Source organism: Streptomyces sp. NPDC046203, from assembly GCF_040646255.1.
In the GTDB taxonomy this organism is placed as follows: Bacteria; Actinomycetota; Actinomycetes; order Streptomycetales; family Streptomycetaceae; genus Streptomyces.
The window spans coordinates 259073-275758 of record NZ_JBEYZX010000004.1 but is presented as its reverse complement, the minus strand read 5'-3'; the positions used below and the strand labels follow the sequence as shown (position 1 = coordinate 275758).

The window sequence follows — 16686 nt, the reverse complement described above, 5'->3', positions numbered from 1 at the left end:
GCGGACGTGCCGTAGCCGCCGAGCGTGAGATCCATCGTCACCTTGGTGAAGCCGGAGAGCGCGTCGCCGTGCTTCCTCAGGAGGGCCGGCTGCCGGGGCGTCACCGCTCCCCGCCCCCCGGCCCCGCCCCGGCCGGTCAGCGCTCGTGACCGAGCAGCCCGTGCAGCGTCGCCCCCGGGGCCGCTTGTGAGGACTCCGCTTGTGAGGACTCCGCCTGTGAGGACCCCGCAGGTGAGGATTCGGTCTGCGACGACCCGGCCGACGGCGACCCGGCCTGCGCCGCCCCCGCAGGTGAGGACTCTGCCCCCGCCGCGCCCTGCTTCGCGGGCGCCGGCGTCTTCACCGGCTCCGGAACCGGGTCCGGGAGCGTCTCGCAGACCGCGTCCGCCTCGGCGCCCTCCGCCCCGCGCGGGACCTCGCCGGTGCTCAGATAGGCGATCAGATACTGGTCCATGCACGCATTTCCGGCCAGGGTGACACCGTGGTTGCCGCCGCCCTGCTCGACGACGAGGCTGGAGCGCCGCACCATCCGGTGCAGCGCGACCGCGCCCTCGAAGGGCGTCGCGGCGTCGTTCGTCGCCTGGAGGAACAGCGTCGGCGGCAGCTGGTCGTTGGTGACGTCCGGCGGGGTCAGCGAGGGGACCGGCCAGAAGGCGCACGGCGCGTTGTACCAGGTGTTGTTCCAGGTGTAGAAGCGTGCCTTCGCGTACACGTCCCAGGCGTCCTTGCGCCACACGCTCCACCGCGCGGGCCAGCGCGCGTCCCGGCACTGCACGCTCGTGTAGACCGAATAGCCGTTGTCCGTGGCGGCGTCCGCCGCGCCGTGCGCCTCGTAGGCCTTCAGCAGCGGGGCGCTGTCGTGGTCGACGGCGTACGCCGAGAACGCCGCCGCGAGCTCCGGCCAGTAACCGTTGTAGTAGCCGCCCGGCAGGAAGGTGTCCTCCAGCTCGCTGGCCCCGACCTTGCCGCCGACCGGTCGCGCGAGCGCCTCGTCCCGCATCCGATACCAGGCCGCCTCGACGGCGTCCGGGTCGGTGCCGAGCCGGTAGGTCGCGTCGTTGCGCGCCACCCAGGCCATGAACGCCTTGTGACGCGCGTCGAACGCGTAGTTCTGCGCGATGTTGTCGTCGTACCAGACCCCGCGCGGATCGACCACGGAGTCCAGCACCAGGCGGCGCACCCGCTCGGGGTACAGACGCGCGTACACGGAACCGAGGTAGGTGCCGTAGGAGTAGCCGAGGTAGTTGATCCGGGGCACGCCGAGCGCCCGGCGGACGGCGTCCATGTCGCGGGCCGTGGAGATGGTGTCGATGTACGGCAGCAGGTCGGCGTATTTGTCGCCGCACGCCTTGGCGAAGGTCCGCGCCCGCTGGAGGTTGACCTTCTCGCCCTTCGTGCCGTGCGGTACGGAGTCCGGGCGCACCGGGTCGAAGTAGCCGGGGAGACAGTCCAGGGCGGGCTCGCTCTTGCCGACCCCGCGCGGGTCGAAGCCGATCACGTCGTACTGCGCGGCCACCTTGGCGGGCAGCGAGGCCGCCACGTATCCGGCCAGCCCGCGCCCGCTGCCGCCCGGCCCGCCGGGGTTGACCAGGAGTGGGCCCTGGTACGTGGCGGCGGTGTGCGCGACCCGGGTGAGGGCGAGCGAGATCTTCCGCCCGGCCGGATCGTCGTGGTTCAGGGGGACGCTCAGAGTGGCGCACTGGAGCGTCGGGTACGTCTTGGTGCCGCAGTCGGTCCAGGTCAGCGGGGCGACGGGCCGGGTGCTCGGGCCGGGTTCGGCGGCGGAGGCGGGGCCGGGCAGGACGGCGACCGTCCCCGCGACCAGGGCCCCTGCGGCGATCAGCTTGCCTGCGCGTGGATTCATACGGCGTCCGTGCCCCGCCCATGCCCCGGAGGGACCGATTCCGTCGAGAGTTGACCCGTTCGGAGGACGTGACACGCCGTCAGGAAGACGTGTCCGCAGCCGAGTCGGATCCGGCCGTACCGGAGCGGCCGCCGGGCCGCCCGGACCTCGGGCCCGTCGGGGCGGGAGCCCCGGCCCGCCCCGGAGGGCGCCGTGGATTTGGGGCCCCGCCGCGCAGGTGATTGGCTTGACCCGTACCCCCGAGAGCATCACGAAACAACCTGGAGGAAGCGCCATGGCGCAGGTCGAGGCCACGACGGAGCGGATCATCGCCGCGGACGCGGGCACTGTGTTCGACGCGCTCGCCGACTACCGCGGCACGCGCGCGAAGCTGCTGCCGGAGCAGTTCAGCGAGTACGAGGTGCGCGAGGGCGGCGACGGCGCGGGCACCCTGGTCCACTGGAAGCTCCAGGCCACCAGCAAGCGTGTCCGCGACTGTCTCCTGGAGGTCACCGAGCCCACCAGCGGGCAGCTGGCCGAGAAGGACCGCAACTCCTCCATGGTCACCACCTGGACCGTGACCCCGGCCGGTGAGGGGCGGTCCAAGGTCGTCGTCACCACGGTCTGGAACGGCGCCGGCGGCATCGGCGGCTTCTTCGAGCGGACCTTCGCCCCCAAGGGGCTCGGCCGCATCTACGACGCCGTGCTCGCCAAGCTCGCCACCGAGGTCGAGAAGTAGTCGGAAGTAGTCGGAAGTAGTCAGGGGGGCGGCCCGCCCTCCCTGGAACCGACGCCGGATCCGCGTGCGCCCGCCTGGTCGGTCCGGTCACCCCGTTCCGCCCGGTTCGCCCTGAAGGGTCAACCGGGCGCAGCGGCGGCCCGGGAAGTAGCCCCGGCGAACCAGAACCAGGAAGTAACGCCCGGATCTGTCACCGGATCGAGTGGTTTCCCCGACGCCCTTGCCAGAGTTCCGGGGGCGCGCGGAGGGGCGCTTCTCACTTTATAAACCTGCTGATGAGCGCCCCGAGCGCGCCCTCACGCCGGTCCGCTGCACCCCTCACGCCCTCGCTTTCCCCGTCACCTCCACCGTGCTCCGGCCCCGCGCGCCCCGCGAACAATGGCCCGCGCAGAGGCCGTGAGAGGGGAGCAGGACGTGGGTGCGCGTACGAAAGCGGAGGGTGTCGAGGGGACCGTGACGGTCTTCTCGGACGTACTACCGCCCGCCCGGGAGGCGTCGGCCTTCGAGCCGTCCCCAGGACCCGGCTGCGAGGGGGACCCGACCCTCTCGTGGGATCCGGCGGCGCCCGGATCCCACGACCCCCGATCCCACGCCCCCGGACCGGACACCGGCTCCGGACCGGACACCGGCCCCGGCGCGGGTCCGGACGCCCCTTCGGATCCGGCCGCACCCGCGGGCGGGGCGGCCCCGCGCGAGGCCCTCGATCCGCGCCGCGTCCGGCTCGTCTTCGTCGGCCTCATGCTCGCGCTGCTGCTCGCCGCGCTGGAGCAGATGATCGTCGCCACCGCCCTGCCGAAGATCGTCGGTGAACTCCAGGGCCTGGACCGGATGTCCTGGGCGATCACCGCCTATCTGCTCACCTCCACCATCGGCCTGCCCGTCTACGGCAAGCTCGGCGACCTGCTCGGCCGCAAGGGTGTCTTCGTCTTCGCGATCGTCGTCTTCGTGATCGGCTCCGGACTGGCCGGCTGGTCGCACACGATGAACCAGCTCATCGCCTTCCGGGCCGTCCAGGGCGCCGGCGCGGGCGGGCTGATGATCGGTGTCCAGGCGATCATGGCCGACATCGTTCCCGTCCGGGAGCGCGGCCGTTACATGGGGCTCATCGGCGCGGCCTTCGGCCTCGCCTCCGTCGCGGGCCCCCTGCTCGGCGGTTTCTTCACCGACCACCTCTCGTGGCGCTGGTGCTTCTACTTCAACGTGCCCTTCGGCCTGGTCACCCTCGCCGTCGTCGCCGTCGTCCTCAAGCTGCCCCGGCCCACCGTCCGGGCCCGCTTCGACGTCCTCGGCGCCCTGCTGCTCGCCGCCGCCTCCACCTGTCTGGTGCTGCTGACGACCTGGGGCGGCACCGAGTACGCGTGGGGCTCCCGGGTCATCATCGGGCTCGGCTGCGGCGCCGGCGCGGCCGCAGCGCTCTTCCTGGTGGTCGAGCGCTTCGCCCGGGAACCGCTCATCCCGCTGCGGCTGTTCCGCGACTCCGTCTTCAGCGTCACCAGCCTGGTCGGCGCCGTCGTCGGCATCGCGCTCTTCGGCGCCGCGAGCTACCTGCCGACCTTCCTCCAGATGGTCGAGGGCGCCAGCGCCACCGAATCGGGCCTGCTGATGCTGCCGCTCATGGGCGGCATCGTCGTGGCCTCCGTCGTCTCCGGCCGGCTCATCAGCCGTACCGGCCGCTACAAGATCTACCCGGTGCTCGGCAGTGCCGTCGCGACCACCGGAATGTGGCTGCTGTCGCGGATGGAGACCGACACGCCGCGTCTCCAGTACAGCCTGTGGCAGGCCGTCCTCGGCCTCGGCATCGGCCTGATCATGCCGGTCCTGGTACTCGCCGTGCAGAACTCCGTACGGCCCTCCGACCTCGGCACCGCCACCAGCGCGCACAACTACTTCCGCCAGATCGGCGGCAGTGTGGGCGCCGCGATCTTCGGCACCCTCTTCGCCTCCCGGCTCGCCGACGCCCTCGCCGACCGGCTGCCCCGGGGCGGCGCCACCGCGCTGCCGTCCGCCGACTCGATCACTCCGCAGGTGGTCCACGCGCTGCCGCCCGCGCTGCGCGACGCCTTCGTCCAGGCATATGCCGACGCGATGCCCCGGATCTTCCTCTACCTCGTGCCGGTCCTCGCGCTCGGCCTCGTCCTCGCCTTCGCTCTCAAGGAGAAACCGCTGGTGTCCCACCACACCCCCGCCACCGAGGCACCCGTCGCCCCCGCCCCGCAGCCCCGGGACCCCGCCTACGACCCGGCGGGTTACGAGCCGTCCGGCTACGACCCGGCCGGCTACGAATCGGCCGGTTACGACCCGGCCGCACCCGCCCCGTTCGCCACGGCGTCGATCACCATCGGCCCGGGCCCCGGCGCGGTCGCGCAGCTCGGCGGCGTACCCGTCTGCGGCACGGTCCGGCACCACGACGGCAGCCGCGTCCCGCGCGCCGCGCTCACCCTCATCGACGTCCGGGGGCGGCAGATCGGCCGGGGCGCGAGCGGCGAGGACGGCCGGTACGCGCTGAGCGTGCCCGGTCCCGGCGCGTACGTGATGATCGCCGCCGCCGGCGGACACCAGCCGCAGGCCGTCTCCGTCAGCGTCGGGGAGCGGCCGGTCGAACTCGATGTCGTACTCGGTGGCGCGGGCCGGCTCGCCGGTGCCGTCGTCACCGCCGACGGCACCCCGGTCCGGGACGCCACCGTCACCCTCACCGATGTACGCGGCGAGGTCGTCGCCGCCACCCGCAGCGGACGCGAGGGCGGCTATGTGATCGGCGAGCTGGTCGCCGGCGAGTACACGCTCGCCGCGAGCGCCGCCGCGTTCCGCCCGGCCGCGCTGCCGATCAGCGTGCAGGCCTCGCGCGAGACCCGCCAGGACATCGAGCTGGCGGGCGGCGCGGTGCTGCGCGGGACGGTCAGGGCGGGCGGCGGGCGGCCCGTCGAGGACGCCCGGGTGACCCTGCTCGACGCGGCCGGCAATGTCGTCGACACCCTCACCACCGGCCCCGACGGCAGCTTCCGCTTCATCGACCTGTCCTCCGGCGAGTACACGGTCATCGCGGCCGGCTACCCGCCGGTCGCCACCGTCCTCCAGGTCGCCGGGGGAGGCCGCACCGAGCGCGACCTCCAGCTCGGCCACCAGGACTGACGGGCGCCGACGGGTCGACGCCTCGGCGGGCCGACGCCTCGGAGGTCCGTCAGTCCGTCAGTCCGTCAGCCCGCCAGTCCGGCGGGACGGGACTCAGGAGGCGTCGGTCGCCTTGCGCAGCGCGTTGATGCAGGCGCCGATCGCCTCCTGGAGGGCCTCCAGACGCTGGACCATGTCGGCCTCGACGACGTCCTCCTCCAGTACCTCGTCCAGAGTCAGCTCCTCGAAGACCTTCGTGGCCTTCTGGAGGCTGTTGTAGAACTTCGCCCGGCGCTCCTGGACCCGCAGCGCCGGGTCCTCCTCGACCGCCTTGGCGACCAGGGACTTCACCGTGTCATATGCCTCGCCGGCCCACTCGCCGGCCTCTTCCGAGTCGTCCAGCTCGTCGATCAGCGACAGGTGGCGCTCGGCCTCGGCCCGCAGCTCCGGCGGCGCGTCCAGCGTCTGCCCGGCCGGCGTCCTGACCTGCCCGCCCTCGGCGACCTGGCGCACGAACTCGATCCGGTCGGCCGCCTTCGCCTCCTGCGCCACCGCCTTCTTCAGCTCGCCGGTACGGGCGATGGCCCGCGCCATCTCGGTCTGGAGGGCGGTGTCCTCCTTCATCCGGTCGAGGAGCGCGTCCCGCGCCGCCTCGGCCGTGCCCGGGTCGGCGAGGATCGCGGCGCGCAGCGCGGTCGGGTTCTCCGCGACCTCCAGCGCCTTGGTCGCCTTGATGCCCTCCGCCTCGGCCGCCGCCGTGATCGCGTGACCACGCACGGACGTGGCGCTGGAGCGCGAGGAGTAGTACGAGAGCCACACGTCGGCCTCGGGCAGCTCGACGTCCTCACCCGGGACCAGCGCCTCGAACTGCGGCACGAGGCCGTCGTCGGCGGCCGTGTCCCACGCCTTGTAGTAGCGCATGACCCGCTCCGCCGAGCAGCCGGCCAGCTCCGCGAACGCCTTCGCCGACACCTTCGGCGAGCCCTCGGCCGGCTGTCCGCCCGGACGTACACTTCGCGCCACCTTCAGCGCGAACGCCCAGCCGCCCGTCCGCGCGTACACCCCGAAGTCCCGGGCGTCGCGGACCACGGCCTCGGCGACGTCCTGCGCGGCGGGCTCGACCCACTCGCCGCCGTCCAGCGCGGGGTCGAGCGAGAGGTCCGGCGCGAGCCCGGCCACCGGCTCGGCAACCGGCTCGGCCACGGGCTCCGCCGGCGGCTCGGCGGCCGGTGCGGGGACCGGGGCGACGACCGGCTCGGCCGCGGTCTCGGCGGGGGTCTCGGACAGGGTGGGGGACATGGTCACCGAGAGGTCTCCTGGAGTCGGGGGCGCGGACCCGGGGCGGATTCCGCACCTGTCAGCCTATACGTACGAGATGAAATGATTCGCCCGAATCCTTGGGTGGCCGAGAGGTCACGTACCGCTGAACCCCCGCCACCGGTCCAGGCCTTCGACACTTTTCCACAGGGGTGGTGGGGCCCGTGGGTCGGCGCGTACGGTGCGGGGCATGAAGATCTTGATCAGCGCCGACATGGAAGGCGCCACCGGGGTCACCTGGCCCGCCGACGTGCTGCCGGGGACCCCGCAATGGGAGCGCTGCCGGTCCATGTTCACCTCCGACGTCAACGCGGCGGCGCTCGGCTTCCTCGACGGCGGCGCCGACGAGGTGCTGATCAACGAGGCGCACTGGACCATGCGCAATCTGCTCCTTGAGCGGCTCGACGAGCGCGCCCAGATGCTGACCGGGCGGCACAAGTCGCTGTCCATGGTCGAGGGTGTCCAGCACGGGGACGTCGACGGCATCGCCTTCGTCGGCTATCACACCGGGGCGGGCGCCGAGGGTGTCCTCGCGCACACCTACCTCGCGAACTCGATCACCGGCGTCTGGCTCGACGGGGTCCGCGCCAGCGAGGGCCTGCTCAACGCGCGCGTGGTCGCCGAGTTCGGGGTCCCCGTCGTCCTCGTCACCGGAGACGACCTGACCTGCGAGGACGCCCTCCTCTACGCGCCGGAGGCGCACAAGGTCGCCGTCAAGGACTACGTGTCGCGGTACGCGGCCGTGTGCCGCACCCCCGCCCGTACCGCCGCCGACATCCGCGCGGCGGCCAAGGCGGCGACCGCGCTCGCGGTGCGCCACGAACCGGTCCAGGCCGGGCCGTTCACGATGGAGCTCGAATTCGACGCCGAGCACCTGGCCGGTGCCGCCACCGTGGTGCCCGGCACGGAGCGGAGCGGCGAGCGGCGCGTGGCCTACACCAGCGAGACGATGTACGAGGCGATTCGCACGTTCAAGGCGGTCACCACGGTCGTGTCCGCCGCAGTGGAGGAACAGTATGGGTGAGGAACAGCGCGGCCCGGACGCGACGGCACTCGACGAGGTGGTCACCTTCACCTCCGGGCTGATCCGGATCGACACCACCAACCGGGGCGGCGGCGACTGCCGCGAGCGTCCCGCCGCCGAGTACGTGGCGGAGCGGCTGGCCGGCGCGGGCCTTGAGCCCACGCTCCTGGAGCGCACCCCCGGCCGGACCAATGTGGTCGCCCGGATCGCCGGCACCGATCCCACGGCCGACGCGCTGCTCGTCCACGGCCATCTGGACGTCGTGCCCGCCGAGGCGGCCGACTGGACCGTGCACCCGTTCTCCGGCGAGGTGCGCGACGGTGTCGTGTGGGGCCGAGGCGCCGTCGACATGAAGAACATGGACGCGATGGTGCTCTCCGTCGTCCGCTCCTGGGCCCGCGAGGGGTTCCGCCCGCGCCGTGACATCGTCCTCGCGTACACCGCCGACGAGGAGGCCAGTGCCGAGGACGGCTCCGACTTTCTCGCCGAGCGCCACCCCGGTCTCTTCGAGGGCTGTACGGAGGGCATCAGTGAGTCCGGCGCGTACAGCTTCCACCCGGAGCCGGGGATGACGCTGTACCCGATCGCGGCGGGGGAGCGAGGCACCGCCTGGCTCAAGCTCACCGCCCGCGGCCGGGCCGGCCACGGCTCCAAGGTCAACACGGCCAACGCGGTCACCCGGCTCGCCGAGGCCATCGCCCGCATCGGCGCCCACCAGTGGCCCGTCCGGCTCACCCCGACCGTGCGGGCCGCGCTCACCGAGCTGGCCGCGCTGTACGGCATCGACACCGACGTCGACGCCCCCGACTTCGACACCGACCTCCTCCTGGACAAGCTGGGTCCGGCCGCCGCCCTCGTCGAGGCCACCGTCCGCAACAGCGCCAACCCGACGATGCTGGAGGCCGGCTACAAGGTCAACGTCATCCCGGGCCAGGCCGTCGCCTACGTCGACGGGCGGATGCTGCCCGGCACGGAGCACGAGTTCGCCGAGACCATGGACCGGCTCACCGGACCCGACGTGGAGTGGGAGTTCCACCACCGCGAGGTGCCGCTCCAGGCGCCGGTCGACTCGCCCACCTTCGCCAAGCTCCGCGCCGCCGTCGAGTACGTCGACCCCACCGGGCACGTCGTCCCGTTCTCCATGTCCGGCGGCACCGACGCCAAGCAGTTCTCCCGGCTGGGCATCACCGGCTACGGCTTCTCGCCGCTCAGGCTGCCCCCGGAACTCGACTACGGCGCGCTCTTCCACGGCGTCGACGAGCGCGTCCCCGTCGACGCCCTCCACTTCGGCGTCCGCGTCCTCGACCGCTATCTCCGGACCGCCTGACGCGCGGCCCGCGCCCGGTCGGGCCGGAAGCCCCGGCCACCGACCCGCTCGACCCGCTCGACCCGCTCGACCCGCTCCCGCTCCACCGACCCCGCCCCACCCGCATCGCAACCCACGCACGACCCGTACAGGGGGGATCCAGATGGAAACCACGGCCGCCTACGGCAGCTGGCCGTCGCCCATCGACGCGGCACTGGCCGCGGCGCACGACGGCCGGCCCGAATTCGTCGGCTTCGTCGGCGACGAGGTGTGGTGGACCGCGCCCCGTCCCGCCGAGGGCGGCCGGCGGACCCTGGTGCGCCGCCGCCCCGACGGCGCCGAGGAGTCGGTGCTGCCCGCCCCGTGGAACGTCCGCAACCGGGTCGTCGAGTACGGCGGACAGCCCTGGGCCGGCACCGTGCGGGCGGACGGTTCGCCGCTCGTCGTCTTCTGCCACTACGCCGACCAGCGGCTGTACGTGTACGAGCCGGACGCGGCGGACGGCGCCCCGCCCCGCCCGCTGACCCCGCTCTCCCCGGTCGGCGACGGACTGCGCTGGGCCGACCCGGTGCTCCGGCCCGAACGCGGCGAGGTCTGGTGCGTCCTGGAGGAGTTCACAGGGCCCGGACCCACGGACGTGCGCCGGGCCGTCGTCGCCGTGCCCCTGGACGGCTCCGCCGCCGAGGACCGCGCGCGCGTGCGCGAACTGTCCGACGGGCGGCACCGCTTCGTCACCGGCCCGCGCGTCTCGCCCGACGGCCGGCGGGCCGCCTGGATCGGCTGGGACCACCCCCGGATGCCGTGGGACGGCACCGAGGTCCGGCTCGCCGACGTCATGGAGGACGGCAGTTTCACCGGGATCCGCACCGTCGCCGGCGGACCCGAGGAGTCCGTGCCGCAGATCGGCTGGACCGCCGACGGCCACCTGCTGCACGTCAGCGACCGCACCGGCTGGTGGAACCTCTACCGCACCGCGCTCGACGGCGGCGACCACCTCGCGCTCTGCCCCCGCGAGGAGGAGTTCGCCGGCGCCCTGTGGAAGATCGGCCTCACCTGGTTCCAGCCCCTGGACAGCGGACTGGTCGCCGTCGTCCACGGCCGGGGCGCCACCACCCTCGGGATCCTCGACCCCGAGAGCGGCGACCTCGCCGACGCCGTGGGTCCCTGGACCGAATGGGCCGCGACCCTCGCCGTGCACGGCACCCGGGTCGTCGGTGTCGCCGCCGGACCGCACAGCGGCTACGAGGTCGTCGAACTGGACACCTGCACCGGCTTCGCCCGGGTGATCGGCGCCCCGCACAAGGACCCCGTCGACCCCGCGTACTACCCCGAACCCGAGGTGCGGACCTTCACCGGCCCCGGCGGCCGGGAGATCCACGCCCAGGTGTACCCGCCCCGCCACCCCGAGCACACCGGCCCCGACGGCACGCGTCCGCCGTTCGTGATCTGGGCGCACGGCGGACCCACCGGCCACGCCCCGCTCGTCCTCGACCTGGAGATCGCCTACTTCACCTCGCGCGGCATCGGCGTCGCCGAGGTCAACTACGGCGGCTCCACCGGCTACGGCCGGGAGTACCGCGAGCGGCTGCGCGAACAGTGGGGAGTGGTCGACGTCGAGGACTGCGCGGCCGTGGCCCGCGCCCTCGCCGACGAGGGCACCGCCGACCCCGCCCGGCTCGCCGTCCGAGGCGGCAGCGCCGGCGGCTGGACGGCCGCCGCCTCCCTCGTCCACAGCGACGTCTACGCCTGCGGCACCATCATCTACCCCATCCTCGACCCGGCCGGCTGGGCCACCGGCGAGACCCACGACTTCGAGGCCCGCTACATGGACTCGCTGATGGGGCCGGTCGCCGAGGTCCCCGAGCGCTACCGCGAGCGCTCCCCGCTGGAGCACGTCGACCGGATCACCGCGCCCTTCCTGCTGCTCCAGGGGCTCGACGACGTGATCTGCCCGCCCGCCCAGGCCGACCGGTTCCTGGCCCGCACCGCCGGCCGAGGCGTCCCGCACGCCTACATCGCCTTCGAGGGCGAATCGCACGGCTTCCGCCGCGAGGACACCCTGATCCGGGCGCTGGAGGCCGAACTCTCCCTGTACGCACAGACCTTCGGCATCGACCGCCCCGACGTCCCCCGGCTGGAGCTGAGGAAGTGACCGCCGAGCCACTGGTACGGCCCCGCCGGCTCCGACCCGGCGACCGGGTCGCGGTCGTCGCCCCCAGCGGTCCGATCCCCGAGGAGAGGCTTCAGGCGGGGCTCGACGTCCTGCGCGGCTGGGACCTCGACCCCGTCGTGGCCCCGCACGTCCTCGACACCCACCCCACCCTCGACTACCTCGCGGGTACGGACGAGGCCAGGGCCCGCGACTTCACCGAGGCATGGTGCGACCCGGAGATCGCGGCGGTGCTGTGCGCCCGGGGCGGGTACGGCGCCCAGCGCATGGTGGACCTGCTCGACTGGACCGCGATCCGCGCCGCCGGCCCCAAGGTCATGGTCGGCTACAGCGACATCACCGCCCTGCACGAGGCGTTCGCCGTCCGGATGGGCCTCGTCACCCTGCACGGCCCGATGACGGCGGCCGGTCCCTTCGCCAAGAACGCCCGCACCCAGGAGTCGCTGCGCGCCACCCTCTTCGAGCCCGAGTCGGTCCGCTCGCTCGGCCTGGAGTCGGCCACCGCCCTGGTGCCCGGCCGGGCGCACGGCGTCACCCTCGGCGGCTGCGTCAGCCTGCTCGCCTCCGACCTCGGCACACCGCACGCCCGGCGCTCCGCCCGGGGCGGGCTGCTGCTCCTGGAGGACGTGGGGGAGGAGCCGTACCGCCTGGACCGGATCCTCACCCAGCTCCTGCGCTCCGGCTGGCTGGACGGCGTTGCCGGGATCGGCCTCGGCTCGTGGGAGGAGTGCGGGCCGTACGAGAAGGTGCGCGCACTGTTCGCCGACCGGCTCGGCGGGCTCGGCGTCCCGGTCCTGGAGCATCTCGGCTTCGGCCACCAGGACGACGCGCCGACGATCCCGTTCGGGATACCCGGCGTCCTGGACGCCGACGCGGGCACGCTCACCCTCGACGTACCCGCGCTGATCTGAGCTCCCCGGACGGCCCGCCCGCCTCAGGGCCTCACCCGGGGAGGGCGGGCCGTCCGGTGTCTTCACCGGACCTCCGCCGACAACCCGGCGCACCCGCATTGACGCGCGCATGACATGCGTCTCACGATGGGTCGGACCCGCACCTACCGCTTGGTAGGCCGTCGCACGCCCCCGGTGTGGAGGTCCCCGTGTCCCGTGCCCTGCCCAGATCCCGCAAGCTGCTCGCGCTCACGGCCGGAGCGGCCCTCGCCGCACCCCTCGCCCTTGCCGTACCCGCCCAGGGCACGGAGCCCGGACCGAGGAGCCTCGCGAGCGGCACGTACACCGTCACCCCGCTCCACTTCACCGTCCAGGCCGGCGGCCGCAGTTGTGTCGTCGACGCCGACCTCTACCGTCCCGACGGCGTTGACGCCGCCCACCCCGCGCCCGCCGTCCTCGCCACCAACGGCTTCGGCGGCAGCAAGAGCGACACCGACGGCATCGGCAAGGCATTCGCCGCCCGCGGCTACGTCGGACTCGTCTACTCCGGCCTCGGCTTCGGCAAGAGCGGCTGCCTGATCTCCCTCGACGCCCCGGGCATCGACGGCGCGGCCGCCGCCCGGCTCGTCGACTTCCTGGCCGGCGCCCGCGCCGCCGACGACGGCACCCGCGCGGACTTCGTCACCCTGGACGCCCCCGGCGACCCCGTCGTCGGCATGATCGGCGGCTCCTACGGCGGCGCCATCCAGCTCGCCACCGCCGCGGCCGATCCCCGCCTCGACGCCCTCGTCCCCTTCATCACCTGGAACGACCTCGCCTACTCCCTCGCCCCCAACAACGCCGACCGCGACACCCCCGGCGTCTTCAAATGGCAGTGGGCCAACGGCTTCTACCTGATCGGCGAGGGCCAGACCCTGCTCGAACCCTCCCTCGACCCCAGCCGGATCAACTCCCTGGCCTGTCTGCACTTCGTCACCGACGCCTGCGACACCGTCCGGCTGCTCAACTCCGGCACCTACCCGCAGGCCGGCGCCGACAAGATGCTCGCCTACGCGCGCAGCGTCTCCCCGGTCTCGTACCTCGACAAGGTCAAGGCCCCCACCCTCCTCGTCCAGGGCCAGTCCGACAGCCTGTTCAACCTCAACGAGGCCCGGCGCACCTACGACCGGCTGCGCGGCCAGGGCGTCGACACCCGGATGATCTGGCAGTCCTGGGGCCACAGCGGCGGCCACAAGCCCGGCGAACTCGACCTCGGCCAGGGAAACCTGGAGACGAGCTACACCGGACAGCGGGTCCTCGCCTGGTTCGACCGGTATCTGCGCCACGACCGGGCCGTCGACACCGGGCCCGCCTTCGCCTACTACCGCGACTGGCAGAGCGGCTACGGCACCGCCGACCAGGTGCCCGCGGCGGGCAGCCGGCTCTATCTGTCCGGCGACGGCAAGCTGGTCGACGACCGCGCCAAGGTCGCCCGGGGCTCGCGCCTCTACGCCAACCTCCCGGTGCCCACCAGCCACTCGGAGTTCTCGCTGGCCGGCACCCTGGGCGTACCCGACCCCGAGCCGTACGACCTGGCCGGCACCTACCTCGGCTGGAGCAGCGCCCCGCTCACCGCCCCCGCCGACCTCGTCGGCGCGCCCCGCGCCACCCTCAAGGTGAACTCGCCGAGCGCCGCACGTGTCCAGGACTCCGGCGACGCCGCCGACAAGCTGGTGCTCTTCGCCAAGCTCTACGACGTCGCCCCCGACGGCACCAAGACCCTGGTCAACCGGCTGGTCGCGCCCGTCCGCGTGCCCGACGTCAACCAGCCCTTCACCGTCGAACTGCCCGCGATCGTCCACCGCTACGAGACGGGCCACCGGCTGGAGTTCGTCGTCGCGGCCAGCGACACGGCGTACTTCGGCAACCGGGGCATCAAGCCGGTGACGGTCACCAGCGCCCCCGACGACACGGGGACGCTGGACCTGCCGCTGGTGAACGGGCGCGTGGGCTGACCCTCGCCCGCCACTCGCCCGCCACCGGTTCCTCGTGCCGGGCCCGCGGCGATCACCGCGGGCCCGGCACGTCTCAGCGGGCGGTGAGGGCCGCGTAACCCGGCCGGATCAGCTCCTCGACGATGCGCCGGCGCTCCGGCAGCGGCAGGAACGCGGCCTCCACGGCGGCCACCGTGAACTCCTCGAAGACCTCCGGGCCGTAGCCGAAGGCATCCACCAGGTGCTGGAACTCCTCGCACATGGTGGTGCCGGAGACCAGCCGGCCGTCGGTGTTCACGGTGACGCGGAAGCCGAGGCGGCGCAGCTCGTCGATCGGGTGCGAGGCGTAGTCCTTGGCCGCACCCGTCTGGAGGTTGGAGGTGGGGCAGATCTCCAGCGGGATGCGGTTGTCGCGGACGTACGCGGCCAGCCGGCCCAGCGTGCCGTCCTCGGCGATGTCGTCCGTGATCCGCACCCCGTGCCCGATCCGCTCGGTGCCGCAGACTTGCACCGCCTCGTGGATCGACTCGGCGCCGACGGCCTCGCCCGCGTGGACGGTGAAGTGGCAGTTCTCCCGCTTCAGGTACTGGAAGGCGGGCAGGTGACGGGCCGGCGGGTTGCCTATCTCGCCACCGGCGATGTCGAAGCCGACGACGCCGTCGTCCCGGTGCGCGGCCGTCAGCCGGGCGATCTCCAGGGACCGGTCGGTGTGCCGCATGCCGGTGAGCAGGGTACGGACGGTGATCCGGCCGCCGGCCGCGCGCTCGCCCGCCCGGAATCCGGCGTTCACCGCCTCGACGACCTCGTCGAGGGTCAGCCCGCCCTCCAGATGCTGCTCGGGGGCGTAACGGATCTCGGCGTAGACCACCCCGTCGGCGGCCATGTCCACGACGCACTCGGCCGCCACCCGCTCCAGGGCCGTACGGGTCTGCATGACCGCGCAGGTGTGCGCGAAGGTCTCCAGATACCGCTCCAGCGACCCCGAGTTCGCGGCCTTCCGGAACCATTCCGCCAGCTCGGCCGGGTCCTCGGTGGGCAGACCGGTGTAGCCGTGCTCCCGCGCCAGTTCGACGATGGTCGCGGCGCGCAGACTGCCGTCGAGGTGGTCGTGGAGTACGGCCTTCGGGGCCCGCCGGATCCAGTCGGCGACGACGGGGGCCGTGGCCGGAGCGGCCGCCGTGTCAGTCGCCGTGCCGGTCGCCGCGTCGGTCGCCGCGTCGGTCGCCGGGGAGGCGGGAACGGCGGGGGCGGCATCCGAGGCCATGTGGTTGTCAGACAAGTGCATGGCGCGGAAGTGTACGCCACCCGGGAAAGGGCGCCCGCGGGTGGTGACGGCGACGGTGAAGGAGACGGCGGGAGGGCGTCCCGGGGCTCAGCCGGACTGCACGACGGGCAGGGCGGGCGCGCCCGTCGGCAGCATGTGCTTGGCCGCCAGAACCGGGGTGTCGCCGACCCGTACGACCTGGGTCACGAGCACCGCCGGAGTGTCGGCCGGACGGCCCAGCTGCCCGCCGCGGCGGCGGCCGAGCAGCGTCGCCGTGACGGAGCTGTGCGCGGCCAGCGGCACACCCCGCGAGGCGGAGGTGAGGACCGCCAGCATCGAGACGGCACCGGGCCGGACCGATGGGTGGGCGGTTGGGCGGGCGGATGAGGCTTCCCGGTGGGCGGGCGGTGCCGCCTGGCCGGTGGATGGTGCCTCCCGGTCGGTGGGTGCCTCCCCGCCGGCGGGCCTCGGAGAGGCTCGCAGGGCGTCGGCGAAGGCCGGGTGGGCCCGGTCCAGGACCGGCCACGCCGCCGCCCACTCCTGACTGAGGACGGCCGCCCCGGCCTCGCCGACCAGGACGGACTCCCAGAACGGCAGCTCGGCGCCGGCCGGTGCGAGCAGGTGCTGGGTGGTGAAGTCGGTGGGTTCCTCGCTCGTGCGCAGGATGTCCCGCACCCGCAGGGGCGCGCTCGCCCCGAGCAGATCCTCCAGCGGGCGCAGCCGCTCGAAGCCGCGTCGCGGCGGATGGGTGTTGACCGTCCGGCCGACCCCGCGCCGCACCGTGACCAGCCCGTCCTCCTGGAGCAGGAGCAGCGCCTCGCGCAAGGCGGGGCGGCTGACGCCGAGTTCGCCCGCGAGCCTCGGTTCGGAGGGGAGCGTGGAGCCCGGGGGATAGGTGCCGTCGCGCAGGGCGTCCGCGATCCGCTCGTAGAGCGCGACGACGGGACGCCGCCCCTGTCCGCCGCCTGCCACGGGGCCTCCTGGTGTCCATCGGTGTCCGTCGGCTCTTCGATCGACCACCGTAGTCGGCCCACGCTGTCTGACAAGTCGCT

At 73.5% G+C, this 16686-nt stretch carries 11 protein-coding genes; 7 read left to right on the top strand and 4 right to left on the bottom strand.

Annotated elements, in window-relative coordinates:
• Positions 1–136: 136 nt before the first annotated feature.
• Positions 137–1864 carry an alpha/beta fold hydrolase gene (locus ABZ990_RS05655; RefSeq protein ID WP_361225726.1) on the bottom strand — a complete coding sequence of 576 codons (1728 nt, stop codon included), beginning with the start codon at positions 1862–1864 and terminating at the stop codon, positions 137–139.
• Between the two features lie 274 nt (positions 1865–2138).
• Here ABZ990_RS05655 and ABZ990_RS05650 point away from each other — a divergent pair, with 274 nt between their 5' ends.
• On the top strand, positions 2139–2582 hold the full coding sequence (locus ABZ990_RS05650) for an SRPBCC family protein (protein ID WP_361225723.1): 444 nt from the start codon (positions 2139–2141) through the stop codon (positions 2580–2582).
• Between the two features lie 414 nt (positions 2583–2996).
• Positions 2997–5711 (top strand): MFS transporter, encoded by a 2715-nt coding sequence (locus ABZ990_RS05645; RefSeq protein WP_361225720.1) that lies wholly within the window; start codon positions 2997–2999, stop codon positions 5709–5711.
• A gap of 93 nt (positions 5712–5804) precedes the next feature.
• On the opposite strand, the gene ABZ990_RS05640 is transcribed toward ABZ990_RS05645, so the two are convergent.
• Positions 5805–6989, bottom strand: a complete 1185-nt coding sequence (locus ABZ990_RS05640; RefSeq protein ID WP_361225770.1) for a hypothetical protein — start codon at positions 6987–6989, stop codon at positions 5805–5807.
• Between the two features lie 208 nt (positions 6990–7197).
• On the opposite strand from ABZ990_RS05640, the gene ABZ990_RS05635 reads away from it, so the two are divergent.
• The 5 genes from ABZ990_RS05635 to ABZ990_RS05615 all read left to right on the top strand — a co-directional run bounded on the left by ABZ990_RS05635 (position 7198) and on the right by ABZ990_RS05615 (position 14391).
• On the top strand, positions 7198–8031 hold the full coding sequence (locus ABZ990_RS05635) for a M55 family metallopeptidase (RefSeq protein WP_361225717.1): 834 nt from the start codon (positions 7198–7200) through the stop codon (positions 8029–8031).
• A complete protein-coding gene (locus ABZ990_RS05630; protein WP_361225715.1) occupies positions 8024–9358 on the top strand; it encodes a M20/M25/M40 family metallo-hydrolase in 1335 nt (444 codons plus the stop codon). The genes ABZ990_RS05635 and ABZ990_RS05630 overlap by 8 nt, the downstream gene beginning before the upstream one ends.
• A 142-nt stretch (positions 9359–9500) precedes the next feature.
• On the top strand, positions 9501–11489 hold the full coding sequence (locus ABZ990_RS05625; RefSeq protein WP_361225712.1) for a prolyl oligopeptidase family serine peptidase: 1989 nt from the start codon (positions 9501–9503) through the stop codon (positions 11487–11489).
• On the top strand, positions 11486–12418 hold the full coding sequence (locus ABZ990_RS05620; RefSeq protein ID WP_361225709.1) for an LD-carboxypeptidase: 933 nt from the start codon (positions 11486–11488) through the stop codon (positions 12416–12418). Before ABZ990_RS05625 ends, ABZ990_RS05620 begins: the two co-directional genes overlap by 4 nt.
• A gap of 188 nt (positions 12419–12606) precedes the next feature.
• A complete protein-coding gene (locus ABZ990_RS05615) occupies positions 12607–14391 on the top strand; it encodes a CocE/NonD family hydrolase (protein ID WP_361225706.1) in 1785 nt (594 codons plus the stop codon).
• Positions 14392–14464: 73 nt separating this feature from the next.
• Here the strand turns inward: ABZ990_RS05615 and ABZ990_RS05610 are convergent, their stop codons facing one another.
• Both ABZ990_RS05610 and ABZ990_RS05605 read right to left on the bottom strand, forming a co-directional pair.
• Complete coding sequence (locus ABZ990_RS05610; protein ID WP_361225703.1) at positions 14465–15655, bottom strand: adenosine deaminase; 1191 nt, start codon at positions 15653–15655, stop codon at positions 14465–14467.
• 87 nt (positions 15656–15742) lie between these two features.
• The gene (locus tag ABZ990_RS05605; RefSeq protein WP_361225700.1) at positions 15743–16606 is read right to left on the bottom strand and encodes a GntR family transcriptional regulator; all 864 of its coding nucleotides are present in this window, start codon (positions 16604–16606) and stop codon (positions 15743–15745) included.
• Positions 16607–16686 lie beyond the last annotated feature (80 nt).

Coding starts and splice junctions, on each gene's coding strand:
- ABZ990_RS05655 (WP_361225726.1), bottom strand. CDS start 1,864: ATGAATCCACGCGCAGGCAAGCTGATCGCCGCAGGGGCCCTGGTCGCG.
- ABZ990_RS05650 (WP_361225723.1), top strand. CDS start 2,139: ATGGCGCAGGTCGAGGCCACGACGGAGCGGATCATCGCCGCGGACGCG.
- ABZ990_RS05640 (WP_361225770.1), bottom strand. CDS start 6,989: ATGTCCCCCACCCTGTCCGAGACCCCCGCCGAGACCGCGGCCGAGCCG.
- ABZ990_RS05635 (WP_361225717.1), top strand. CDS start 7,198: ATGAAGATCTTGATCAGCGCCGACATGGAAGGCGCCACCGGGGTCACC.
- ABZ990_RS05630 (WP_361225715.1), top strand. CDS start 8,024: ATGGGTGAGGAACAGCGCGGCCCGGACGCGACGGCACTCGACGAGGTG.
- ABZ990_RS05625 (WP_361225712.1), top strand. CDS start 9,501: ATGGAAACCACGGCCGCCTACGGCAGCTGGCCGTCGCCCATCGACGCG.
- ABZ990_RS05610 (WP_361225703.1), bottom strand. CDS start 15,655: ATGCACTTGTCTGACAACCACATGGCCTCGGATGCCGCCCCCGCCGTT.